This is a genomic window from Halopseudomonas sp. 4NH20-0008 (assembly GCF_057548395.1).
On sequence record NZ_BAAJMD010000008.1, the window covers coordinates 115717 to 140679 of the forward strand.

Below are 24963 nucleotides of genomic sequence, written 5' to 3' on the forward strand. Positions count from 1 at the left end.
CCGGTCAGTTACCAGCGGCCATGCCATACTCTCGGCATTGCAGGGGAGATAGCGAATGAGGGCACGGCTTTTACTCTGCCTGTTGGCCTGGTTGCTGAGCGCCTGCGAGCGCACACCAGAAGCCAACCGGCAAATTGACAATTACCTTGAACGGGTTGGCCGTGTGCTGAACCACCCCGTTCAGTCCTTCGATGTCGAGCGTCTGAGTCAGTATCGCCTGCCAGAGCGACGCCTGCGCCTGCTTGAGATACCTGAGCAGCGTATTGGCCTGCTTGAACTCCTGGTCGAATCCAGGCGCTGTCAGACCCTGCAGCAACGGGTCAGCGAGCGAAACAGCAGCCTGGGCAAGGTCATGCCCTGGCAGCACCGACTGGCTTTTGACGGCGCCTTGATTCAGGCCATTGATGATTGTCTGAAGGTACTGGCCGAGGATGAGGACCGCGCACAGCTGCGCAGCGACCTGAGTGCGATTGCTGAAGAAAAGCGCGCCGCCTTGCCGGCCGTGTTCTGGAATGCGTTGAATGCCAGCCCTGAATTCGAGTATTACCTGCGTTTTGACGACCAGCCCCTGCCCCTGAGCCGACAGCCGCTGGAGGACCGAAATGCCCTCACTGCACTTCAGCAACTGATAGAGGTTGGCAATGGTCTGCCAGCACAGTTACCGCCAGATCGGGCATCACTCGAAGACTATTTCCAGGCCCTGCAACAAAGCCAGCGCAGCAGCCAACTGATCCACAGTCTCACGCGCCTGACCCACGCTTTGCAGCAAGCCGTGATCATGCTCGAGAGCCGTCAGGCGCAACAACTCTGCCCACTGGGTCAACCAACGGCGACATCACGCATTCTGCTGACTGTCTTTGCGACCTTTTACGCCGGCGACATTCAGCCGCAAATGGCTCAGGTACAACGCCTTGGCCAACCCTGGCATGCCACTCTGACTGCACTCGCCGACGTGCCCGGCATAACACCGGCCAATGCCGAGTACTTCAGTGAATTACTTGCGCTTTGGCAAACCTATCAGGACAGTGTGCAGCAACACAGTCTGGCCTGGCAGCAGGTCCTAGGCGCTTGTCAGATGCAGCCGGGGCAACCTGGCTGGCAGTCGCCGGGTAATCAGGACAGCAACTGAAGGAGGTCAGGTTTTCTTGCAGATCAGATAACGGTATTCACCGGCCTCTTCCGAGGCGCTGAGCAACTGATGACCGAGAAAGGTGCAGAAGCGTGGAATGTCCCGTTGAGTGGCAGGATCAGTCGCCAATACCTCAAGGTTCTCACCCACGGCCAGATCACGTACTGCGTTATGCAGTAACATCACAGGCTCAGGGCACATCAACCCGCGGGTATCCAGTTGCTTTGCTTGGCTGCTGTCAGACATGATCCACTCATTTGAAAAAAACCATAATCGGCAATAGCTTACCCCCTTGCCAGTGACGCTGGCAAAGCCGACACTAATAGGGAGGTGTCACAAAGACACCCACCATTATTCTTGTATTAAGGACTGCCCGATGATCAAAGTACTGATCGAACGCGTCATTGCCGAAGGTCTGGAACAACCCTACGAACAGGTCGCCCGCGAGGTGCTGCAACAAGCCATCCAATCACCCGGCTTTATTTCCGGTGAGTCGTTCCGGGATCTGGAGCGCCCCAACCACCGTGTGGTGGTGGTTACCTGGCAAAACCGCCATTCCTGGGAACGCTGGGAGAACTCCCAGGCGCGCATTGACAGCATCAGCGCGTTTGCTCCCATGCTGCAGGAAGAAGAGCGGATTACCCTGCTCGAACCCCTCTAGTCACGCGTTGAGCGCTCATTGACCTTGTAACTGCCATCGTGCAAAACCCGCACATGGCAGGTTACTTCCTCACGGTCACTGTATAGCTGTTTGCAGGCGATGGTTGCCGTGATACCCGCCTCATCCAGAGCCTCCTGCACATGCTCCACGCACTGCAGCACCTCATAGTAGCGGCGCTTCATCGGCAGCTTGAAGTTGACTATGGCTTCACGACACCAGCCACGGCCCACCCAGCGCGCCAACAAGGCACTGGAGCGTGCCGGCTTGTCGACGATATCGCAGACCATCCAGTGCATCGAACGCGCGGGCTTGTAGACATAGCCGTCGGCCTGTACGTGCTCTACTTGCCCACTGTCCATGAGGCTTTGTGCCATCGGACCGTTGTCTACAGCCACCACTTTCATGTGCCTGTTGACCATTTGCCAGGTCCAGCCACCCGGGGCGGCGCCCAGATCCACAGCATGCATACCTGGCGCCAGGCGGCTGTCCCACTCATCACGCGGAATGAAATGATGCCAGGCCTCTTCCAGCTTCAGGGTTGAACGGCTGGGCGCATCACGCGGCACCTTGAGACGCGGAATCCCCATGGGCCAGGGCGCGGCGTTGTTGGCCCAGGACCAACCAACAAAGATCCGTTCGCCGCTCTCGAAGCACAAGTGCAGACGCGGTGCATCCGCCTTGCTCGGGCGCACGAAACGCGTTTTAAGCAGGGCCGATTCCAATGGTCGGCTGAGCTTCTTGGTCAGCGCCGCCATGGCCTTGCCGTCGTTGGTGTCGGCGGTTTCCAGCCAGAAACTGGAGGCAATCGGCCCCTTGGAGCAGGCGGTAATGATCGGCGATATGCGATCCTCGACCGGCACATCCAGCCAACTGCCCAAGGCCCACTGCCGCACAAAGATCAGCTGCTGGAAATCCAGCTTGCGCATCAATCGGGCTGCATCGCCCTCTTCCGGACAGACAAAGCGCACCAGTGCCGAACCCTCTCGGGTCACGGCATAGCCAGCGATGTCCTGCATGGCGGACAGTTCCTGCATCTCAGCAGCGGCCTCGCCCTCAAATCCGGGACGGCAGTGCAACAACAATTCCTGCATGGTCTGGCTCCAGCCTGATTTACCGGCCGCTACTCTACAGGCTGCGCCCTCGCGGTAGAAGCAGAATACGACGAGGTGACGCTTGTCTCACGGCGCAGCTGCCGTGTTGCCTGGACCATAGCTGTCAGTGCCGCACGGGTTTCCGGCCAGCCACGGGTCTTCAAGCCACAATCGGGATTGACCCACAGGCGCTCTGCGGGCACCACCCTGGCCGCCTTGCGCAGCAACCGCAGGATCTCCGCTACCTGCGGCACACGGGGTGAATGGATGTCATACACGCCCGGCCCAATGGCATTCGGGTAGGCGAACGTCGAGAACGCCTCAAGCAGCTCCATATCCGAGCGCGACGTCTCGATGGTGATCACATCGGCATCCATGGCGGCAATCGCATCCAGAATGTGATTGAACTCGCTGTAGCACATATGGGTATGAATCTGCGTGCTGTCCTGTACACCACTGGCGCTCAAACGAAAGGCACGCGCCGCCCAGTCCAGATACGCCGGTTGCGCGGCGGCGCGCAGCGGCAGACCTTCACGAAAAGCCGGCTCGTCAATCTGGATAATGCCAATACCGCCCGCCTCCAGGTCCACCACCTCGTCACGAATCGCCAGCGCCAGTTGCAACGCACTCAACTCACGGCTGATATCCTCGCGCGGAAAGGACCACATGAGCATGGTCACCGGCCCGGTCAGCATGCCCTTCATCGGCTTGCCGGTCAGACTCTGAGCATAGCGCGTCCAGTCCAGGGTCATCGGCTGTGGACGACTGATATCGCCAATAATGATCGGCGGTTTGACGCAGCGTGAGCCATAACTCTGCACCCAGCCATAACGGGAAAAGGCATAGCCTTTGAGTTGCTCACCAAAGTACTCGACCATGTCATTACGTTCGGCTTCACCATGCACCAGTACATCCAGACCCAAGGCTTCCTGCTCACGAACGACCAGTTCGATCTCCGCGTGCATGGCAGCCACATAGCAGGCCTCGTCAATCCGACCCTGCTTGAACGCCTGCCGGCTGGCACGAATCTCTGCAGTCTGCGGAAAGGAGCCAATGGTTGTCGTCGGCCAGGCCGGCAACCTGAGCTTCTGCTGCTGTAGCCACTCACGCTGTGGGTAGGCTGATTGGCGTTGGTAGTCGCCTGCTTGCACCGCCGCCAGGCGTCGGGCCACAGCCGGGTCATGGATGCGCGCCGACTCTCGACGTGCCTGCTGTAGCACATCAGAGGCGTCCAATGCTGCACGCACTGTCGGGCTCTCCGGTGCATTCAGCGCCTGGGCCAGAAGACTGACCTCGCCGACTTTCTGGGTGGCGAAGGCCAACCAACCCAGCAACTCCTCATCCAGTTGATCTTCACGCCGCAGATCGACCGGGCTGTGCAACAGCGAACAGCTGGGCGCGACCCAAAGCCGCTCAGCCCATCGCTCCTGGGCCTGTTGCAGCTGTGCCAGCGTCGCAGTCAAATCACAGCGCCAGATATTGCGGCCGTTCACCACGCCGAGCGACAACACTTTATAGCTTGGCAAGCGGTCGAGAATCAGCGGCAACTGCTCGGGCGCACGCACCAGGTCCACATGCAGGCCCTCCACCGGCAGCATGCAAGCCAGCCCGAGGTTATCTGCAAGACCGCCGAAATAGGTGGCCAGCAGCTTTTTCAGCGGCGCACGCTGCAGCACGTTGTAAGCACGCTCAAAGGCTGCCTTCCAGTCCGCTGGCAAATCCAACACCAACGCTGGCTCATCAATCTGTACCCACTGCACACCCTGCTCTGCCAACCGATTGAAGATCTGCACATAGACTGGCAGCAACTTGTCCAGCAACTCCAGTTTGTCAAAGGCCAAGCCCTTGACCTTGCCCAGCCACAAATAACTCAGCGGTCCCAATACCACCGGCTTGACCGCATGACCCAGCGCCTGCGCCTCGGCCACCTCCTCAAAGAGTTGTGTCCATTGCAGGCTGAAGGATTGATCCTGGCTGAACTCGGGGACCAGATAGTGATAGTTGCTATCAAACCACTTGGTCATCTCGCAGGCGAAGGTCTGCTTACCGCCTTGACTGACGCCGCGGGCCATATGGAATAGCGTATCCAGCGTTGGTGCCTGGTCCGTGGCAAAGCGGGGCGGCACGGCGCCGAGCATCAGGCTATGGGTCAGCACCTGGTCGTACCAGGCAAAATCGCCCACAGGTACCAGCTGCAGACCGGCATCGGCCTGCACTTGCCAGTGCTCTGCGCGGAGTTCTCTCCCGGTTTGTAACAATGCCTGCTGATCGACCTTGCCAGCCCAGAAGGCTTCCAGGGCCTTTTTCAATTCGCGGTCGCGACCGATGCGGGGGAATCCCAGCGAGTGTGCCAAAGCCATAACCTTCTCCAGAGTTGTTTTATCCTGGCGCTATGGTCGGCTCCAGCAAGAGCTGAATCAAACTCATCTTTTTAATGCTAAACTTCGATTTCATTCATGCTGTTGGAGTCCGCCATGCTCGAGCTACGCCACCTGCGCACCCTGGCCACCCTGCGCGAAGCGGAAAGTCTGGTCGAAGCGGCTGATCGATTGCATCTGACACAGTCGGCGCTATCCCATCAACTCAAGGATCTGGAAGAAAAGCTCGGCTTGCCGCTGTTCGTGCGCAAAAGCAAACCGGTACGCTTTACCAGTGCAGGACTACGGCTACTGCGCCTGGCCGACAGCCTGCTACCCCAGGTGCGTCAGGCCGAACGGGATCTGCAGCGCCTGTCAGGTGGCCAGGCCGGGCGCCTGCATATGGCGATTGAATGCCACAGCTGCTTCCAATGGCTGATGCCAACCATCGACCAGTTCCGTAACGCCTGGCCCGAGGTCGAAGTGGACTTTGCCTCTGGCTTCTTTTTTGCCCCGCTGCCAGCCCTGGCCCGTGGCGAACTCGACCTGGTGGTCACCTCCGATCCACAGGAAATCAACGGCATCAGCTATATACCGCTGTTTACCTATGAAGCCCTGTTGGCGATCAGTAACCAGCATCCGCTGGTCAACCGCAGCCATATTGAACCTGCCGATCTGGCAGAAGAAACCTTGATCAGCTACCCCGTGGACCGTGAGCGACTGGATATCTTCAAGCATTTTCTTGATCCCGCAGGCGTATCACCCGCCGCCGTGCGCAACGCCGAACTGACCGTCATGATGATGCAACTGGTCGCCTCTGGCCGCGGCGTCTGCTGCCTGCCCAACTGGGCCATGGCCGAGTATCTGCAACGCGGTTATGTCAGCGCAAGGCCGCTGGGGGCCGACGGCCTGTTCGGCACCCTGTATGCCGCAGTACGGGATGACATGCTGGAGATGTCCTACCTGCAGGATTTTCTGCTGACGGCCAAGGACACCTCTTTTGCCACCCTGTCCGGTGTCAGTGCGCGCTCGCCCGAGAAACCCTGATACGGACAGCCTTGGCGTATCAACAGGATCACCCAATCAGGCGAGATCATATTCACCTGCACAGGCATACATTCACCTGCGCGGGCACTGTAATCGGTTCAGCAGTCCAGTGTGTTCCGCATCCAAACAAGTACAACAATAAAACCTGAATAGGTGCTTTTAATGAACATGTCTGTATTCAAACTGACTGGTCTGGCCCTTGGACTGCTGCTGTCTGCCAATGCCCTGGCTTCCAACCCTACGCCCACGCCGACGCCTACCCCGAATCCAGGAACAGGAACGGCCTTTCCGTCCGTTTCAGATTTCGCGCGCTCAGGCTCCTTCTCCACAACCAGCGCTAACGAAGGCCCCAACTGCACCATTTTTCGACCCCGCACGCTGGGCGAATCAGGCCGCCGTCACCCAATCATTCTCTGGGGCAACGGTACCGGCAGCTCACCCAGTGGTTATAGCGGGTTGCTGACCCACTGGGCCAGCCATGGCTTTGTCGTGGCTGCCGCACGTACTTCAAATGCCGGTGACGGTACTGAAATGATCGACTGCCTGGATTATCTGGTGCAGCAGAATGGTCGGGCCAGTGGCACTTATGCCGGCAAGTTGAACGTCAACCGTGTAGCCACATCCGGTCACTCACAGGGTGGCGGCGGTTCCATCATGGCCGGCCGTGACAATCGCGTTACTGTCACAGGACCGATCCAGCCTTACACCATTGGTCTGGGCCACCGTTCCAGTTCACAGAGCCAGCAAAGCGGCCCCATGTTCCTGATGACCGGCGGCGGCGACACCATCGCTGTTCCCAGCTCGAATGCAGCGCCGGTTTTCCGCAACGCCAACGTACCGGTTTTCTGGGGTGAGCGTCGCAGCGTGAGTCACTTTGAACCTGCCAGCAATGGCGGCGAGTACCGTGGACCCGCAACGGCCTGGTTCCGTTATCACCTGATGGGTGATAACAATGCACAAGCAACCTTCTACGGTAGCAGTTGCCGCCTGTGCACTGACCGCAACTGGGTTGTACAGCGCAAAGGCATCAACTGAGGTTTAGCGTCAAACAAGCCTGATCTCTCGGAGCGGCCAACCTATAAAGGGTTGGCCGTTTTGGACTGGGCGAGAGTCAAGATACATAAACAGCCCGATCATCTTGAATTAAGTGAGCAATAAACACTCAATAAAGAAAGCCTTACCATCTAGAGACGAGAATACATTGATTCCAATCCGCCTCGCACTGACAGCCTGGATTGCTGCCTTGGTAGTATCCACATCCCTTCTGGCCGACACGTCCGCCATGTCGTCGCCCGCCCCAGGTGCGGATTCAGCCTTTCCTCCCGCATCCGATTTCGCAGCCAAAGGTCCATTTGTAACCACCAGCGCCAATGAAGGCCCGAACTGTCGAATTTATCGACCACGCAATCTTGGTACCAGCAACATTCGGCACCCCATCATCCTCTGGGGCAATGGCACTGGCGCCTCTACCTTCATTTACAGGAGATTGTTGGACCACTGGGCCAGCCATGGCTTTGTGGTTGCCGCAGCGCGCACCATCATGGCCGGAAATGGCGAGGAAATGATTGATTGCCTGAATTATCTGGAACAACAGAACAACAGCGACTCCGGCACCTACACAAACAAGCTGGACCTTGAGCGGGTCGGCGCGTCGGGTCATTCGCAAGGGGGCGGCGGCGCCATCATGGCTGGGCGTGACAGCCGCATTATCACCACCGTACCCATGCAGCCTTATATTCGTGGACTGAGGCACCTACGCTCATCACATAGCCAACAGAATGGGCCAATGTTCCTGATGACCGGCTCCTCCGACCGACTGGCCAGTCCAATCCTGAACGGACGCCCGACTTACGTTGACGCCAACGTAGCGGTTTTTTGGGGCAACCTGCTCGATGCCGGTCACCTCGAACCGATTGGCAATGGTGGCGACTATCGCGGCCCTTCTACAGCCTGGTTTCGATATCGCCTGATGGATGACCAGCATGCCGAGGGCATCTTCGCTGGCAGTGACTGCACCTTATGTACTGACCCCGAATGGGAAATACAAAGCCGGGGCATCAACTGAGCTTAAGCATACGCCGAGCTGACCTCCAGAAAAGGCTATCCGTTGGCAGCCGGTCTGGAGACAGTCACAGGTTGCCAACAAAACCCAGTGGCGATACGCGATAACAGCACCATCCCAACAAAAAAACACTCGCCTCATCCGTATCAGATACAAGGTAAACGCATTTCCGTCCCCTTTATACTCGCGGCAACGGGCATCAGACAGTAGCTGACAGAAACCCAACGGCTTTGTCATGCACACCGTTGCACGCATCCAGTACTGGCAGAAAAAGCTCTGGAACAAGCTTAAGAGTGCGAATGGAAGTCATTGCCTGACGCACCTGGCGTGCATATTGACGTCTGCACCATTGTCCTGTGGCAGCCATGTACATAAGGCCCGGTGATACGCTTCGTGCTGAGCAGCAAACAGCGCTACCGATACCCGTTCAAGCGACAACTCTCAAATCCTCAATATCACTTATAGTCTCATAGCAAGACACTAATAAATAAATGCCACCTCAATCTACCGTCAGCGACTGGAGAGGAGATAAAAAAGCCACACCAACCGGCCTGATTCAACTTTAAACCAACGAAATTGATATCAAATAAGCACCAATCATAGCCACATGCAATCTTTGTCGTAAATTTCACCCAAATAGGCGACTGCATCATAGACTGGTGGAATATAGCCTGTGTCTCAGCTTGAGGCTTTGTAGACACATGAACTTGAGTCTCAGCTTTGATTGCACAACAACAATTCACAGAGAGATCATCATGAAATCGACTGCGTTAACACTCAGCGGCATTGCCGCCGCCATGCTGCTATCCACCCACGTCATGGCCAGCAACCCGACACCACCACCGCCGCCGCCAAGTGGTGGGGTCTCCGACTTCCCCCCGGTTTCCAGCTTCAGCCGTTCCGGTCCCTTTGCCACCACCAGTGGCAACGAAGGCCCCAGCTGCCGTATCTATCGTCCTCGCACACTGGGTGAAAACGGTCGCCGTCATCCGATCATCATCTGGGGTAACGGCACCGGTGGCAGCCCGACTACTTACGGCAGCCTGCTTGAACATTGGGCCAGTCATGGTTTCGTAGTGGGTGCTGCGCGCACCAGTAATGCCGGTTCCGGTGAAGAAATGCTCGACTGCCTTACCTATCTGGTTGAGCAGAACGGTCGCAGCTCCGGCACCTATGCTGGCAAGCTGAACGTCAACCGGGTTGGCGCTTCCGGCCACTCCCAGGGTGGCGGCGGCAGCATCATGGCCGGCCGTGACAGCCGCATTACCGTTACAGCGCCGTTCCAGCCCTATGTCCTCGGCCTGGGTCACCGCTCCTCTTCCCAGAGCCGACAGAACGGCGCGATGTTCCTGATGACCGGTAGCGCCGACACCCTCGCTGGCCCGACCTTGAATGGTCGCCCGGTGTTCAACAATGCCAACGTACCGGTGTTCTGGGGCAACCTGCGCGGTGCAGGCCACTTTGTGCCGGTAGGGGATGGCGGGGATTATCGCGGCCCGTCTACCGCCTGGTACCGTTTCCATCTGATGAACGATGGCAATGCCGAGGGTACCTTCTACGGCAGCAACTGCAGTCTTTGTACCGACCGCGACTGGGAAGTACGCAAGAAAGGCATCAACTAAACACACCTGGCTGTATCAGAGGGGCGGCCAGTACGGCCGCCCCACCGAGCAATACCTTGTCTCAAATTTTACGCTTAGCTCAAAATCAATCATTTGCTACAAGTGTCTTGAAATTCACCCTAATAGGCGAGTGTATACATCTGCGAGCACAGATACATTTCTTTAGGCGTGGCAATTTGTCCTTACTGACAAACGCTGCGTCAGGCAATAAAAACAACAAGCTCACAGAGAGATCACTACATGAAAGCCTCAACTTTAAAGCTGTCCAGCATCACTGCTGCCCTGCTGCTATCTACCAGCGTACTCGCAAGCAACCCCACGCCCCCACCACCTCCACCTTCAGGCGGTGGCTCTGACTTCCCATCAGTATCCGATTTCAGCCGCTCCGGCCCTTTTGCTACGACCAGTGGCAACGAAGGTCCAAGCTGCACCATCTACCGTCCGCGCACCCTGGGCGAAAATGGCCGTCGTCACCCGATCATCATCTGGGGTAACGGCACTGGCGGCTCTCCCAGCACCTACGGCAGCCTGCTGACCCACTGGGCCAGCCATGGCTTTGTCGTCGGTGCTGCGCGCACCAGCAACGCCGGCTCGGGTGAAGAAATGCTCGACTGTCTGACCTACCTGGTACAGCAGAACGGTCGCAGCTCCGGCACCTATGCTGGCAAGCTGAACGTCAATCGGGTTGGCGCTTCCGGTCACTCCCAGGGCGGTGGCGGCACCATCATGGCTGGCCGTGACAGCCGCATCACTGTGACAGCGCCCTTCCAGCCCTACGTGCTGGGACTGGGTCACGTCAGCTCTTCCCAGCGCCAGCAGAATGGTCCGATGTTCCTGATGACCGGTAGCTCTGACACCCTGGCTAGCCCAACTCTGAACGGTACACCGGTGTTCAACAACGCCAACGTGCCGGTGTTCTGGGGTAACCTCCGTGGCGCTGGCCACTTCGTACCCACCGGCAATGCAGGTGATTTCCGTGGTCCGGCCACCGCCTGGTATCGCTTCCACCTGATGAATGATGCCAACGCCCAGAGCACCTTCTACGGCTCCAACTGCCGTCTTTGCTCTGATCGTGACTGGGAAGTTCGCAGAAAGGGTATCAACTGATAGCCACGCGGTACCAGTACTGAAAAGGTCGGCCCTGTGCCGACCTTTTTTATTGCTTACGCCGAGTGAATATTCATTCAAATACCGCGAAAACAAGACATCTTGGCAATAAATGCCAGCTATTTCAGAAATCAGGGGAAATTTCACCCGAATAGGCGACTGCATCACAAAACGTTTGTCTCTACCTTGGACAGTGTGACGAGTGCATCTGCTTCTTTAACTGACAGGCGCACAGCAAGCTAAAAATAAAGCCAAAAAGAGAGAGATAACCATGAACGCACCTAAGCTCAAACTCAGCGTCATCGCTACTGCTCTGCTGTTCTCCGGCAGTGTTCTGGCCAGCAACCCGACTCCGACTCCACCTCCGCCATCCGGCGGTAACTCCGATTTCCCCTCGGTATCCGATTTCAGCCGTTCCGGCTCCTTCTCCACGACCAGTGGCAATGAAGGTCCAAGCTGCACCATCTACCGCCCGCGCACCTTGGGTGAAGCCGGCCGCCGCCACCCGATCATTCTTTGGGGTAACGGCACTGGCACAGGTCCAAGCTCTTACAGCGGCCTGCTCAATCATTGGGCCAGCCACGGCTTTGTTGTTGCCGCAGCGCGCACCAGCAACGCCGGTTCAGGCAATGACATGATCGACTGCCTGAATTACCTTGTTCAGCAGAACGGCCGCGCCAGTGGCACCTATGCCGGCAAGCTGAACCTCAACCGAGTGGGCACCTCGGGTCACTCCCAGGGCGGCGGTGGTTCCATCATGGCTGGCCGCGACAATCGCGTTTCCGCAACCGGGCCGATTCAGCCTTATACCATCGGTCTGGGTCACCGCTCATCGTCCCAGAGCCAGCAAAATGGCCCCATGTTCCTGATGACTGGCGGATCTGACACCATTGCTTCACCCACCCTTAATGCGGCCCCTGTATTCCGTCGTGCCAACGTACCGGTCTTCTGGGGCGAGCGCCGCTTTGCCGGCCACTTTGAACCGCTCAGCAACGGGGGTGATTATCGCGGACCCTCTACCGCCTGGTTCCGCTTTCACCTGATGAACGATGGCAATGCCCAGAGCACCTTCTACGGCAGCCGCTGCGGTCTGTGCACCAGCTCCAGCTGGAGCGTTCAACGCAAAGGGATCAATTGATTCCAGGTTGATGTTTTCATTGTAGGTTCTTGATTTTGGCCGGCTTCCTCAGGGTAGCCGGCCTTTTTTTTTCAGGTATGCTTGGCCTTTGGCCTTGTCTGGAGAAAACCATGTCTGCCAACCCCAACCCCGTTGCATTGATCACCGGTGCCGGTAGCGGCATAGGCCGTGCCACCGCCCTGGCACTTCTGCGAGCGGGCTATCAGGTAGTGATCAGCGGCCGTCGGGCCGAAACCCTGGAAGCCACGCAGGCAGAGGCTGGTGACCGGCGGGACCAGCTCATGTGCGTTGTCGCTGACGTGCGCCAGCCTGAGTCAGTAGAGCAGCTGTTCAGCGCACTCCACGCACGCTATGGCCGACTTGATCTGCTATTCAACAATGCTGGCACCGGCGCGCCTCCCGTACCCATTGAGGAGCTGCGCTTCGAGCACTGGCAGGCGACCATTGAAACCAACCTGACCGGCGCCTTTTTATGCACCCAGCAGGCGTTCAGGATCATGAAGGCCCAGGAGCCCATGGGCGGGCGCATCATCAATAACGGTTCGATTTCCGCCCATGCGCCGCGGCCTAACTCGGCGCCCTATACGGCCAGCAAGCACGCCATGACCGGCTTGACCAAATCCACCTCGCTGGATGGGCGACGCTACAACATTGCCTGCGGTCAAATCGACATCGGCAATGCCGCCACCGAGATGGCCGCACCCATGCAGCGCGGCGTGCCACAGGCGAATGGTGAGATTCAGGTGGAAGCAGTAATGGACGTCGAGCATGTGGCTCAGGCGGTAGTCCAGATGGCCAGTCTGCCGCTGGAAAGCAATATCCAGTTCATGACCATCATGGCAACCCACATGCCCTTCATTGGTCGTGGCTGAAACGACTGCCTGCTCTGCCTCATTCAGATCTGTCCGGCCTTTAAATCAGGCTTTTCATGTTAAATCGTCAATGATTCATGTGCGGGACACTTCTAATCTTGGTATCAACCTTGCTACCATAGCGACAGCATTGATCTTATGGTTCTTACACAGGCATTCACTATGAGCAGTCAGCAAACCCCCTTGGCCATGGCCCTCTCGCAACGCAAGTCCGATGAACGCGCCACCCCCATGTCGGCCTTTCGCATGGCCCGCCGCTGGTGGCTCGAAGGCCGTCGTCTGAACCTGTCGTTGTTGGCCGAAGAGTTGAATATTGGCCGCGCCACGCTGATGCGCTGGGTCGGCAACAAGGACCTGCTGATGGGTGAAATTCTCTGGTCGCAGTATAAGTTCATCTACGATCAGGCGATTGAACGTGCAAATGAAAACCCTGATCTAAAAGGTGTTGACTACCTGGCGCAGATCTATAACGACATTAACATTGCACTGATCAACGCCAAGGCCATGCATGATTTCATGCTGGCAGAGCCGCAATGGGCGCTCCAGTTGCTGACTTCCAACATCTCAGGTCTGCAGAGCCGCTTGATGGAAACCTGGCGTACCTTGTTCGAGCAGGAAATCGAAGCCGGACGCATCAATCCGGAGATGGACGCCGAAAGCCTGGCCTACTTCATCATCCGTATTGGTGAGGGCGCGGTATATTGCGATCTGATTTGTGGTCGCACGCCGGATCCGGGCCCGGCCAACCAGGCCTTCCGCCTGCTGGTCGGTGGTCATACCGGCTGAGCCGCCTGCTCAGCCTCGACGTAACGGCCATTCCAGACTGAAGTCGGCTCCACCCAAAGCGGCGGACTGGCCCACATGGGCTCGTCCGTTGTGCCAGTAGATCACCCGTTTGACAATCGAAAGACCCAGACCATAGCCACCTGAGGCGCGAGTACGACTGTCGTCCAGGCGCAAAAAAGGCGTGAAGATGCGCTCGCGCAGCTCCTCTTCAATGCCCGGCCCATCATCCTCGACATGCACGGTACAGCGCCCATATACGACTCGCGTTGTGATCCGAACCTGACTGGTGGCATGCCGTAAGGCATTGTTCACCAGATTACTGATGGCCCGGTGCAGGTAGCGCCGCTCTGCCTCGACCTCTCCGGCCCGACCATAACTCTGATCCACGGTCTGCAGGATGATCTGCTGCCCCAGGGGTGCCAGCTCACGAACAATCTGTTCAACCATGGCCGGCACATCCACAGGCACCAGTGTCAGGGCCGGGGCGCCCTGCTCCAGGCGCGCATAGGTAAGGATCTCATCCACCAGTTTATCCAGTTCGCTGAGATCACCGTCCATACCTTGCATGTAAGTCTGTAACTCGGTTTCGCTGGTTGCGTTTTCAACCATTTCAAGACCAAAACGCAGCCGCGCAATCGGTGTACGTAACTCGTGTGAAACCGCGCCGATCATTTCCCGCTGAATCAACATGAGCCGCTGCAAATGCCTGGCCATATCATTAAACGCCTTGGCCAAGCGCCCGACCGAGTCCTGGCCAGTAACCTCGACACGGGTATTCAGATCACCCCGGGTCAACAAGGTAGCGGCCGATTCCAGTACTTGCAGCCGCTGCTCGAGTTGCCGCACCAGCAAATAGATCAGCAGACCACCGAAGGACAAGACCAGCAAACCGACAATCAGCAGCATCTCGGGCGGATAATCCTTCATCTGAAACAAGGGCCCCAGACTCAAGACCCATTGTGTATCGGGGATTTTCATGTAGAGCAGGATTGAATCACCGTCCGGCCCCAGGGTCATCACCGTATCGGTTTCCTCAAGACGACGCCGCTGATCAGGGTCCAGATCGGTTTCGGCCATACGGGTCAGAATCAACGGATAACCAAATCCCTTGTCGCGACGCAGACGTTGCAACTGCCCGGGCATATCAGACTCAGGGAAGCGCACCAGCTCATCGGCAATCAGATACAGCGTGGCACGGCCAAGACTCTCGGTAATACGCTGAATCTCGGTGGTCAAGACCACCTGATCCTGTTGTTCAACCAGGCTGTAGACCTGCACATGGGCTGGCCTGTTGGCCCTGACCAAGACCTTGCCACGCAGTAGGCGCGACCAATCGCCGGTATCCAGATCCAGCTCATCGAGGTATTTGAGCTCCAGCGGCACGCCGATCAGGCGATTCCAGGCTGCCAGTGCGCGCAAGCGCTCGCGGGTGTCCATCGGACGCAGGTTGTCGGCCATCAACCGAAAGGTGCCGCTGGCCATGCGCTCTCGGTAATCTTCTGCGCGCACACTGTTGACCAGTTGAATGCTCACGAGTGCCAGCATTGAAAGTGTGATCAGAACCAGCAGCATGCCACCGTAAATGCGCAGAAAGATCGAATTCATGGCAACTCAGGGCTGAACGTCAACAAACAGATAGCCCTTGCTGCGCACGGTCTTGATCAAACGCGGCAGATCCGGGTCGTCACCGATTTTAGGACGGATGCGCGAGACCCGCACATCGATCGAGCGATCCTGGCCGTCGTATTCGATGCCACGCAGAGCGGTAAAGATTTCCTCTCGACTGAGTATGCGACCGGCGTTGCTGGCCAGCAGCCAGAGCAGATCAAACTCGGCACCAGTCAGATCGATACGCTCATTGCTCAACCAGGCCTCGCGCCTTGAATGATCAATCACCAGCGCCCCAAAGGTCAGACGCGATACTGGCTTGTCCGTGGCATTGTCGCTTTCAACGGTGCGTCGTAGCAGCGCGCGGATACGCGCCAGCAGCAGTTGCGGGCGCACTGGTTTGTTGACGTAATCGTCGGCCCCCAACTCCAGCCCGCGAATATGGTCTTCATCGTCACTGCGGGCCGTGAGCATGAGGATCGGCCGAACAAAACCGGCGCCACGCAAACGCTGGCAGATACTCAGGCCATCCTCACCCGGCAGCATGAGATCCAACACCACAAGATCAGGGTTGCTGGCCAGAATATGCTCGACCGCACCGGCGCCACTGGTCAGCAGAATCACGTCCAGCCCCTGGGATTTGAGAAAGGCTTCGATCAGGGCGGCCAGTTTCAGGTCGTCCTCGACAATCAATATGCGCTCTGTCACCGCTTCCACCTGACCACACTCCTCTCCCACTGACGTAAGCATCGGATTGTAGCAACTGCGCCGCTAAAACACCTATTTCAGCAGCAGAACGCCAGCATAAGCCGAAACACTATATATAGTGTTTCTGAGTTTTTTTGACGACCAAAGAAAGAGGAATGACATCACCGCAAAGCAGCATAAATACTGGTTTCACCGCTGGAATGAGACCACATGGCCATCAGCCTGGCGTAAAAAAATGAACTTGCACAGCCGAATAATACACACTATCTTGTGCCAACAAATTAATCGGTGTCTATATGTAGTTAATGCAGCCCTTTATCAAGGGATGTGTCAACCACACCTGAACCCTGAGAATAGTGCCGGCATAGCCTTGGGGCATGGCGCCACAGAATTTCGGGCATTACTGTCCGGCAAAACAGCAAGCACAACATATAGCGTTCAAGATTGGCAAGGAGACCGCCATGCAATCCGGTACCACTTCAAGCACCAGCCCGCAGCACAGTCAGCCACCTTCCACCGGATTGGATAGCGACCTCAACCTCACCGCACCCGGTCAGGTTCGCGTGATCAAACGCAACGGCACCCTGGTCGGCTACACCGACGACAAGATCAAGGTCGCCATCACCAAGGCCTTTCTGGCGGTAGAGGGTGGCCAGGCTGCCGCCTCCAGCCGTATTCACCAGACCGTCAATCAGCTTACCGAGACCATTACCGCTATCTTCAAAAGGCGCATGCCCTCTGGTGGCACCCTGCACATCGAAGAGATTCAGGATCAGGTCGAACTGGCACTGATGCGCTCAGGCGAACAGAAGGTCGCCCGCGCATATGTGCTCTACCGTGAAGAGCATTCCCGCCAACGCCAGGCACGTCAGCCGGTTGAAGCCCACCCGACGCTGAACGTGACCCAGCCCGACGGCAGCCGCGTGCCGCTGGATATGGGCCGCATGCACACCATTATCGACGAGGCCTGCGAGGGTCTGGCCGAAGTGGATGCCAAGCTGATCGAACGCGAAACCCTGAAAAACCTGTATGACGGCGTAACCCAGCAGGACATCAACACCGCCCTGGTGATGACCGCCCGCACCCTGGTCGAGCGCGAACCGAACTACAGCCACGTGACCGCCCGTTTGCTGATGGACAACCTGCGTGCCGAAGCCCTGGGCTTTCTGGGTGTCGCTGACAGCGCCACTCACCACGAAATGGCCGAGCTGTATGCCAAGGCCCTACCCGCCTATATCAACAAGGGCGCCGAGCTGGAACTGCTGGATGCACCTCTGAAGGAATTCGACCTGGAGGTGCTGGGCGCCGCGCTGGATCACACCCGTGACCAGCAGTTCTCCTACCTTGGCCTGCAGACCCTGTACGACCGTTACTTCATCCACAAGGACGGCGTGCGCTTCGAGCTGCCGCAGATCTTCTTTATGCGCGTGGCCATGGGACTGGCGATTGAAGAAGCCGACCGCAACGCCCGCGCCGTGGAGTTCTACAAGCTGCTTTCCAGCTTTGACTACATGGCTTCTACACCTACGCTATTCAACGCTGGCACCCTGCGCCCGCAGCTGTCCAGCTGCTACTTGACCACCGTGCCAGACGAACTGTCCGGCATTTATCATGCGATCCACGACAACGCCATGCTGTCCAAATTCGCCGGCGGCCTGGGCAACGACTGGACCAACGTGCGCGCGCTGGGCGCCTATATCAAGGGCACCAACGGCAAGAGCCAGGGCGTCGTGCCCTTCCTCAAGGTGGTCAACGACACCGCCGTCGCCGTGAACCAGGGCGGCAAGCGCAAGGGCGCCGTCTGTGCCTATCTGGAAACCTGGCACCTGGATATCGAGGAATTCCTCGAGCTACGCAAGAACACCGGTGACGACCGCCGTCGCACCCACGACATGAACACCGCCAACTGGATTCCCGACCTGTTCATGAAGCGTGTGTTCGAGGACGGCAAATGGACACTGTTCTCCCCGTCCGACACCCCGGATCTGCACGACCTGACCGGCAAGGCCTTCGAGGAGCGCTACGAGTATTACGAAGCGCTGATCGAGTACGGCAAGCTCAAGCTGCACAAGACCATCCAGGCCCGCGACCTGTGGCGCAAGATGCTCAGCATGTTGTTCGAAACCGGTCACCCGTGGATCACCTTCAAGGACGCCTGCAACCTGCGTAGCCCACAGCAGCACGTCGGTGTGGTCCACAGCTCCAACCTCTGTACCGAGATCACCCTGAATACCTCGGCCGACGAAATCGCTGTGTGCAACCTGGGCTCGGTCAACCTGCCCAACCATATCGTTGACGGCAAGCTGGACACCGCCAAGCTCGCAGCGACCATCAAGACTGCCGTGCGCATGCTGGATAACGTTATCGACATCAACTACTACTCGGTACCCCAGGCGAAAAACTCCAACCTCAAGCACCGCCCAGTGGGTCTGGGCATCATGGGCTTCCAGGATGCACTGTACCTTCAGCACATCGCCTATGGTTCTGATGCTGCCGTGACCTTCGCCGATCAGTCGATGGAAGCAGTCAGTTACTACGCCATCCAGGCCTCCTGCGATCTGGCCGAGGAACGCGGCAGCTATGCCACCTTCGAAGGCTCGTTATGGAACCAGGGTATCCTGCCGCTGGACTCGCTGGAGATGCTTACCGAGCAGCGCGGCGCCAAGTACATCGACGTCGACCGCAGCCAGACCCTGGACTGGGAGCCCCTGCGCCAGCGCGCCAGGAAAGGCATCCGCAACTCCAACATCATGGCCATTGCCCCGACCGCGACCATCGCCAACATCACCGGCGTGTCCCAGTCGATCGAGCCGACCTACCAGAACCTGTACGTCAAATCGAACCTGTCCGGCGAATTTACCGTGATCAACCCCTACCTGGTGCGCGACCTCAAGGCGCGCAAGCTGTGGGACCCGGTGATGGTCAACGACCTGAAGTTCTACGACGGCTCGGTACAGCAGATCGACCGCGTCCCGGCCGACTTGAAAGCCCTGTACGCCACCGCCTTTGAAGTGGAAACCAAGTGGATTGTCGAGGCCGCCAGCCGCCGCCAGAAGTGGATCGATCAGGCCCAGTCACTCAACCTGTACATCGCCGGTGCATCAGGTAAAGCGCTGGACGTGACCTACCGCATGGCCTGGTATCGCGGTCTGAAAACCACCTACTACCTGCGCGCCCTGGCCGCCACCAGCACCGAGAAATCCACCGTCGACACCGGCAAACTCAACGCCGTCTCCAGCGGCGGACCCGCCCCGGTGCCCAAGGCCTGCTCCATCGACGAACCAGACTGCGAGGCCTGCCAATAACCAGCCGCAGGCAGCTGGAGCTGGAAGCTGGAAGAAGCAGACCGCACCGACAGGGTTTACTTCAAGCTTCCAGCTTCCAGCTAAAAGCCTTTTTGAATTCACCTAACCGGTAGGAGCGACGGCCTCGTCGCGAAGAGGGCCAAACCCTTCGCCGCGGGGCCGCAGCTCCCACCAACAACAGCAGCTCCGAGACAGCGCCAAGCGCCACCCGAGCCGCCACACCAAACAACTTTCAGCTTCAAGCTTCCCGCTTCAAGCTGCGACCAAAGGGAGCCACCACATGCTCAGCTGGGACGAACTAGACACACCCGAAACCACTACGCCTCCTCTGGGAGTGTCGAGTTCCATCTCGACACAGGGCACCGAAACGGAGCCTACCGCGGCCCCTACACAGGTCGCTGAAGCCCGCCAGATCGCCAGCAACGACTCTGACGCCATCGCCCGCGCCAAGGCTGCACTCGATCAACTGGACATCCAGGAAGGCCTCGACGAACTCGAAGGCTCCGCCGCCCGCGTCAACGTCGATGCCAAACAGATGATCAACTGCCGCGCTGACCTCAACCAGTTGGTTCCCTTCAAATACGAATGGGCCTGGCAGAAGTACCAGGACGGCTGCGCCAACCACTGGATGCCGCAGGAGGTCAACATGACCGCCGACATCGCCCTGTGGAAAAACCCCGAAGGTCTGACCGATGACGAGCGCCGTATCGTCATGCGCAACCTCGGCTTCTTCTCCACCGCCGATTCGCTGGTCGCCAACAACCTGGTGCTGGCCGTCTACCGCCTGATCACCAACCCGGAGTGCCGCCAGTACATCCTGCGCCAGGCCTTTGAAGAAGCCATCCATACCCACGCCTATCAGTACTGCATCGAGTCGCTGGGCATGGATGAAGGCGCGATATTCAACATGTATCACGAGATCCCCAGCGTGGCGAAAAAGGCCGCCTGGGGCCTCAAGTACACCCGTTCGATCTCCGACCCGACCTTCAACACCGGCACGGTCGAGACCGACAAGGAATTGCTGCGCAACCTGATCGCTTACTACTGCGTTCTCGAAGGCATCTTCTTCTACTGCGGCTTCACCCAGATCCTGTCCATGGGCCGCCGCAACAAAATGACTGGCGTCGCCGAGCAGTTCCAGTACATCCTGCGCGATGAATCCATGCACCTGAACTTCGGCATCGATGTGATCAACCAGATCAAGATCGAGAATCCACACCTGTGGGATGCCAGCATGAAGGACGAAGCCACGCAGATGATCCTGCAAGGCACCCAGCTGGAGATCGAATACGCCCGCGACACCATGCCCCGTGGCGTGCTCGGCATGAACGCGGCAATGATGGAGGATTACCTCAAATTCATCGCCAACCGCCGTCTGACCCAGATCGGCTTGAAGGAAGAATACCCGGGCACTGTGAACCCCTTCCCGTGGATGAGCGAAATCATGGATCTGAAAAAGGAGAAAAACTTCTTTGAAACGCGGGTCATCGAGTATCAGACTGGCGGGGCTTTGAGCTGGGATTGACCCCTACAGGGTCCCACCAGATTACCCTTAATGTCGTGCGCAACGGCAGTGCGCACGACATGCCGATTCTCTTCAAACTGAAATCGACCATCCAACTTAGTCGTTTCGCGGACGCCATACAGCGGTTCTTTCAAGAAAACCCCTCAGGCAAATAATCAAGCTATAGTTTTTACACACAGACTCAAGCAAATACCTGGCATGCCGATATCCTCGATATCGGCCTGGTTGACCCTCCAATCGTGCCAACAAAAAAGCCCATTGAGGTAGCCATGTTCGGATCACGCCTTCGCCATGCCTTGCAACAAAGCACACAGCAACTCGCCATCCAGGATCAAATTCTCAACGCCATTGGACAGACCATGGCGATGATCGAATTTTCTCCAAAGGGCGACATTCTCAATGCCAATCCGCTTTTTCTTCAGGTGGTCGGTTACAGTCTGGATGAGATTCGAGGCAAACAGCACAGCCTGTTTTGCACCCCGGAACTGACTGGTAGCAATGACTATCAGCGCTTCTGGCAGCGACTGGGCAATGGCGAAAGCTTCAGTGACCGTTTCATGCGCGTAGCGAAAGATGGTCGTCACATCTGGCTTGAGGCCAGCTACATCCCCGTCAAGGACCAGCAAGGCAACGTCATCAAAGTCATCAAACTGGCCACCGACATCACCCGGGCGATGATAGCCGAGCAGCGGCACGAGAGCTTGCTGAACGCGATTAATCGCTCCATGGCCGTGATTGAGTTCACCCTCAACGGCGAGATTGTTGATGCCAACGAGAACTTCCTGAAAACCATGGGCTACCGGCTTGAGGAAGTCAAAGGCAAGCATCATCGTATATTTTGCGACGCCGAAACCGCCGCCAGCAGGGACTACCAGCTCGCCTGGCAGCGTCTGAATAAAGGTGAGTACCTGTCTGATCGCTTTAAGCGCGTCACGCGTAACGGTCAAACAATATGGCTGCGGGCAACCTACAACCCTCTCTATGACACCAGCGGAAAGCTGTATGGCGTGGTCAAGTTTGCCAGTGACATTACCAGCCAGGTCGAAAGACGCCATGCCGAATCATCAGCAGCCAGCCTGGCCTTCGAGATCGCCGCTGAAACAGACCAAAGCTCCAAGATGGGATCCGAAACCGTGCAGGAAACCGTCGAGATTGTGCGCTCAATCGCCTCGGAATTGGAGCATGTTTCAGGCCATATCAACGCGTTGGGCAACCAGTCTGAACGGATTAACAGTATTGTTCAGGTAATCCGCGGCATCGCCGAGCAAACCAACCTGCTGGCCCTCAATGCTGCCATTGAAGCCGCCCGCGCCGGTGAACAGGGGCGCGGCTTCGCCGTCGTCGCGGATGAAGTGCGCAATCTCGCTGCCAGAACCAGTCAAGCCACACTCGAAATCAACGATGTAGTGCTGCAAAACATGGAGCTGGCCCAGCGTGCCGTGAATGGCATGAGCGATAGCAAGAACAAGTCCGAACAGGGCGTGCAACTGGCCAACCGGGCCGGCGAGGTCATGCTGAAAATTCGTGATGAGGCACAGCGTGTCGTTGGCGCCATAGGGCAGTTCGCCGACGCCATCAAGGACTGACCAGGCTGACTCAAGGCAGGCTCAACGCGTGTCTTGGTTTTTTTTCACACAGACAAACAACGCATTCCCCGAAGCCCCATCCCAGGGCGTAATGCGCTCGTAATCGTGCGCCAGCATCTGCACCTCAAAGTACGGCTGCAGCAGCTCAATCAACTCAGCAAAACTCACCGCCACCATCGCATGCTCGTCATGCCAAACCTGCTTTGCGTCAGCTGTGGTTTTCTCGATACGCAACCGCAAGGCCTGGCGCTCACCGGTACCGGAATAGCTCCAACCCGAACTGAAGCTGAACACCGCATCCGCCTGCCTGACGTTGTGCGACACCCATGAGCCGTTATCGATCTTCTGCCGGTCAACCGCGTTAAAGCAGAACAACCCATCCGCAATCAGTGCCGCATGCACCCTGGCAATACAGGCCTTGAGCCGCTCGATGCCGGCGCTGTAATGGATGGAGTAGAGAAAACAGGTAACCAGATCAACCGGCTGGTCCAGGCCGAAAGCACACATATCCTGCAGCGAGAACTGCGCCTCCGGGCAGCGAACCTGCGCCCGGTCCAGCATCGGCTGATTGATATCCAGTCCGCTGCTCTGGTAGCCCGCATCAAGAAAATGGCGCACATGTGGCCCCGTCCCACAGGCAAGATCCAGATGCCGTTTGCCACCGTTACCGAACAGCTGCTGCAGCCGCTGAACACACTGACTTTGCGCCCCGTAGTCGATATCCGCGCACATTAAATCGTAATAAGCCGACAGATCGGTATAAATGGCGTTACTGGGCATAATGGCCTGAAATCGAGGTTGCGCGGTGGGATGCGAATCATATATCGGAAGTACCAGGCGCGCTCGAGATTACGACAATCAGTCATACCCTGGTAGGACCGGCGGCCCCGCCGCGATGCAGAATCCACCGCCCCTGCAAGCACCAACACCCTTCGCCGTGAGGCCACGGCTCCCACCAATAAAGCCAACCAAGAAGACGCAAGCAACCCCATACACCTGGGATAACTGCTACCCTGTGCCGCTGCCAAATCCCCGCGCATAAGAGAGCCAAGATGTCCCACTATGCCAACCGTCCCAACCTGTTCATTACCGTGCTCTGCGGCACCCTGACATCACTGGTGGTGATCGGCTTTGCGCGTCTGGCCTACGGCCTGATCCTGCCATCGATGCGCACAGACCTGGGTTTGTCCTATCAACAGGCCGGGATCCTCAGCACCGTCACGGCCCTGTGCTATGTCTGTTTTGTTCTGGCCGGCGGCCTGGCTGCGGCGCGCTGGGGCGCAAAAGCGTCCATCCTGTTTGGCATGCTGACCGTAATGGCAGGATTTCTAGGCCTGACCGTTGCCACGAACCTCTGGCTAATCATCATACTGATGGGCGTATTGGGGTTTGGTACCGCGTTTGCTTTTGCTCCCATGGTCGCGCTACTGGCGACCTGGTTTCCTGAGAAACGTGGCCTGGTGATCGGCTGCATGACCAGCGGCGTAGGCATCGGCGTGCTGGCCGCAGGTGTGTTGGTACCCTACCTGCTCAGCGCATTCGGGGAGCGCGGCTGGCGAGTCAGTTGGGCCATGTTTGCCGGAATTGCCTTATGTGTCGCCGTCATGATCGGCCTATTTGTGCGTAATCCGCCTGTACCAACGGCCAGCACTCCCGGACGCTTGCCAGCGGATGAGAAATGGCTGATTTACCGAAACCCCCGGGTTCTGATTGTCGCGACCACCTACGGCATCATTGGCCTGAGCTATATCGTTCAGTCAGTTTTCATGGTCAGCTTTATGGTAGAAAGCAACCACAGCGCCGCCATCGCCGGACGCTTTATGGCCATGATGGGCCTGCTTTCCATTGCCGCGGGTCCGCTCTGGGGTTGGCTGTCCGATTACTGGGGCCGGGGCAACGCACTGGCGGTGTCGCTTTTTATGGTGATCATTGCAATGGGCCTGCCATTGATCGATCAGTCCCTGCCCTATTTCTTCTTTCACTTCCTGGTCATGGGGCTCTCGATCAATGGCGTATTTGCGCTGATCCAGACCAGCGCTACCGATCAGGTAGCGCCCCGTTACATCCCCATTGCCTTCAGCTTTGCCACGCTGTTCTTTGCCATTGGTCAATTCCTCGGCCCCGCCATAGCCGGCTGGCTGATCGAAAGCACCGGCGGCTTTATCCTTGCTTTCGGCTTTACCCTATCGGTGCTGATGGCCGGCTTTGGATTGACGCTGTTGATTCGGCGATTCCCCAGGGAGGTGGCGGTTCAGGAGCCTCAGCCCGACTGAGCGCTGAAGAGTGTTGCCACAGGTGTCGGCAGGTCGCTGGGCGTGAGCTGGGCGTGGCATAGTATCTCGATGATCTGACCTCAGTA

General features: G+C 57.8%; 20 protein-coding genes. 14 read left to right on the forward strand and 6 right to left on the reverse strand.

All coding sequences use genetic code 11. The features are described 5' to 3' along the window. Positions 1-55: 55 nt before the first annotated feature. Positions 56-1129 (forward strand): DUF3080 family protein, encoded by a 1074-nt coding sequence (locus AC27HQ_RS09990; RefSeq protein WP_487156004.1) that lies wholly within the window; start codon positions 56-58, stop codon positions 1127-1129. A gap of 6 nt (positions 1130-1135) precedes the next feature. Here the strand turns inward: AC27HQ_RS09990 and tusA are convergent, their stop codons facing one another. Further along, on the reverse strand, positions 1136-1375 hold the full coding sequence (tusA, locus tag AC27HQ_RS09995) for a sulfurtransferase TusA (RefSeq protein WP_487156005.1): 240 nt from the start codon (positions 1373-1375) through the stop codon (positions 1136-1138). Between the two features lie 130 nt (positions 1376-1505). Here tusA and AC27HQ_RS10000 point away from each other — a divergent pair, with 130 nt between their 5' ends. Then, positions 1506-1790 carry an antibiotic biosynthesis monooxygenase family protein gene (locus tag AC27HQ_RS10000; RefSeq protein ID WP_487156006.1) on the forward strand — a complete coding sequence of 95 codons (285 nt, stop codon included), beginning with the start codon at positions 1506-1508 and terminating at the stop codon, positions 1788-1790. On the opposite strand, the gene rlmM is transcribed toward AC27HQ_RS10000, so the two are convergent. Next, entirely contained in the window at positions 1787-2881 is a 1095-nt protein-coding gene (rlmM, locus tag AC27HQ_RS10005; protein ID WP_487156007.1) for a 23S rRNA (cytidine(2498)-2'-O)-methyltransferase RlmM, read from the reverse strand. The genes AC27HQ_RS10000 and rlmM overlap by 4 nt on opposite strands. A gap of 29 nt (positions 2882-2910) precedes the next feature. Next, positions 2911-5241: a 5-methyltetrahydropteroyltriglutamate--homocysteine S-methyltransferase gene (gene metE / locus AC27HQ_RS10010; protein ID WP_487156008.1), complete on the reverse strand. Its 2331-nt coding sequence runs from the start codon at positions 5239-5241 to the stop codon at positions 2911-2913. 114 nt (positions 5242-5355) lie between these two features. Between metE and AC27HQ_RS10015 the strand changes: the two genes are divergently transcribed. The 8 genes from AC27HQ_RS10015 (at position 5356) to AC27HQ_RS10050 (ending at position 13872) form a co-directional block, all read left to right on the forward strand. Beyond that, the gene (locus tag AC27HQ_RS10015; RefSeq protein ID WP_487156009.1) at positions 5356-6285 is read left to right on the forward strand and encodes a LysR family transcriptional regulator; all 930 of its coding nucleotides are present in this window, start codon (positions 5356-5358) and stop codon (positions 6283-6285) included. Between the two features lie 168 nt (positions 6286-6453). After that, a complete protein-coding gene (locus AC27HQ_RS10020) occupies positions 6454-7320 on the forward strand; it encodes a poly(ethylene terephthalate) hydrolase family protein (protein ID WP_487156065.1) in 867 nt (288 codons plus the stop codon). A gap of 247 nt (positions 7321-7567) precedes the next feature. Beyond that, complete coding sequence (locus AC27HQ_RS10025; protein ID WP_487156010.1) at positions 7568-8350, forward strand: poly(ethylene terephthalate) hydrolase family protein; 783 nt, start codon at positions 7568-7570, stop codon at positions 8348-8350. A 752-nt stretch (positions 8351-9102) separates the two neighbouring features. Beyond that, positions 9103-9969 (forward strand): poly(ethylene terephthalate) hydrolase family protein, encoded by an 867-nt coding sequence (locus AC27HQ_RS10030; RefSeq protein ID WP_487156011.1) that lies wholly within the window; start codon positions 9103-9105, stop codon positions 9967-9969. A gap of 240 nt (positions 9970-10209) precedes the next feature. Further along, positions 10210-11076: a poly(ethylene terephthalate) hydrolase family protein gene (locus AC27HQ_RS10035; protein WP_487156012.1), complete on the forward strand. Its 867-nt coding sequence runs from the start codon at positions 10210-10212 to the stop codon at positions 11074-11076. Between the two features lie 271 nt (positions 11077-11347). Then, entirely contained in the window at positions 11348-12214 is an 867-nt protein-coding gene (locus tag AC27HQ_RS10040) for a poly(ethylene terephthalate) hydrolase family protein (RefSeq protein ID WP_487156013.1), read from the forward strand. A 110-nt stretch (positions 12215-12324) separates the two neighbouring features. Next, entirely contained in the window at positions 12325-13086 is a 762-nt protein-coding gene (locus AC27HQ_RS10045; RefSeq protein ID WP_487156014.1) for an SDR family oxidoreductase, read from the forward strand. Positions 13087-13248: 162 nt separating this feature from the next. Beyond that, on the forward strand, positions 13249-13872 hold the full coding sequence (locus AC27HQ_RS10050; RefSeq protein WP_487156015.1) for a QsdR family transcriptional regulator: 624 nt from the start codon (positions 13249-13251) through the stop codon (positions 13870-13872). Between the two features lie 9 nt (positions 13873-13881). Here AC27HQ_RS10050 and AC27HQ_RS10055 read toward each other — a convergent pair whose 3' ends face one another. Then, positions 13882-15477 (reverse strand): ATP-binding protein, encoded by a 1596-nt coding sequence (locus AC27HQ_RS10055; RefSeq protein ID WP_487156016.1) that lies wholly within the window; start codon positions 15475-15477, stop codon positions 13882-13884. Positions 15478-15483: 6 nt separating this feature from the next. Continuing rightward, entirely contained in the window at positions 15484-16230 is a 747-nt protein-coding gene (locus tag AC27HQ_RS10060; protein ID WP_487156017.1) for a response regulator, read from the reverse strand. Positions 16231-16649: 419 nt separating this feature from the next. Between AC27HQ_RS10060 and AC27HQ_RS10065 the strand changes: the two genes are divergently transcribed. The 3 genes from AC27HQ_RS10065 to AC27HQ_RS10075 all read left to right on the forward strand — a co-directional run bounded on the left by AC27HQ_RS10065 (position 16650) and on the right by AC27HQ_RS10075 (position 22604). Beyond that, positions 16650-19493 (forward strand): ribonucleoside-diphosphate reductase subunit alpha, encoded by a 2844-nt coding sequence (locus AC27HQ_RS10065; RefSeq protein WP_487156018.1) that lies wholly within the window; start codon positions 16650-16652, stop codon positions 19491-19493. Positions 19494-19773: 280 nt separating this feature from the next. Beyond that, positions 19774-21018, forward strand: coding sequence for a ribonucleotide-diphosphate reductase subunit beta (locus AC27HQ_RS10070; protein ID WP_487156019.1), 1245 nt, complete (start codon positions 19774-19776; stop codon positions 21016-21018). Positions 21019-21287: 269 nt separating this feature from the next. Further along, complete coding sequence (locus AC27HQ_RS10075) at positions 21288-22604, forward strand: methyl-accepting chemotaxis protein (protein ID WP_487156020.1); 1317 nt, start codon at positions 21288-21290, stop codon at positions 22602-22604. Positions 22605-22625: 21 nt separating this feature from the next. Here AC27HQ_RS10075 and AC27HQ_RS10080 read toward each other — a convergent pair whose 3' ends face one another. Continuing rightward, positions 22626-23384 (reverse strand): class I SAM-dependent DNA methyltransferase, encoded by a 759-nt coding sequence (locus AC27HQ_RS10080; RefSeq protein ID WP_487156021.1) that lies wholly within the window; start codon positions 23382-23384, stop codon positions 22626-22628. A 272-nt stretch (positions 23385-23656) separates the two neighbouring features. Between AC27HQ_RS10080 and AC27HQ_RS10085 the strand changes: the two genes are divergently transcribed. Next, positions 23657-24877: an MFS transporter gene (locus AC27HQ_RS10085; RefSeq protein WP_487156022.1), complete on the forward strand. Its 1221-nt coding sequence runs from the start codon at positions 23657-23659 to the stop codon at positions 24875-24877. Positions 24878-24963 lie beyond the last annotated feature (86 nt).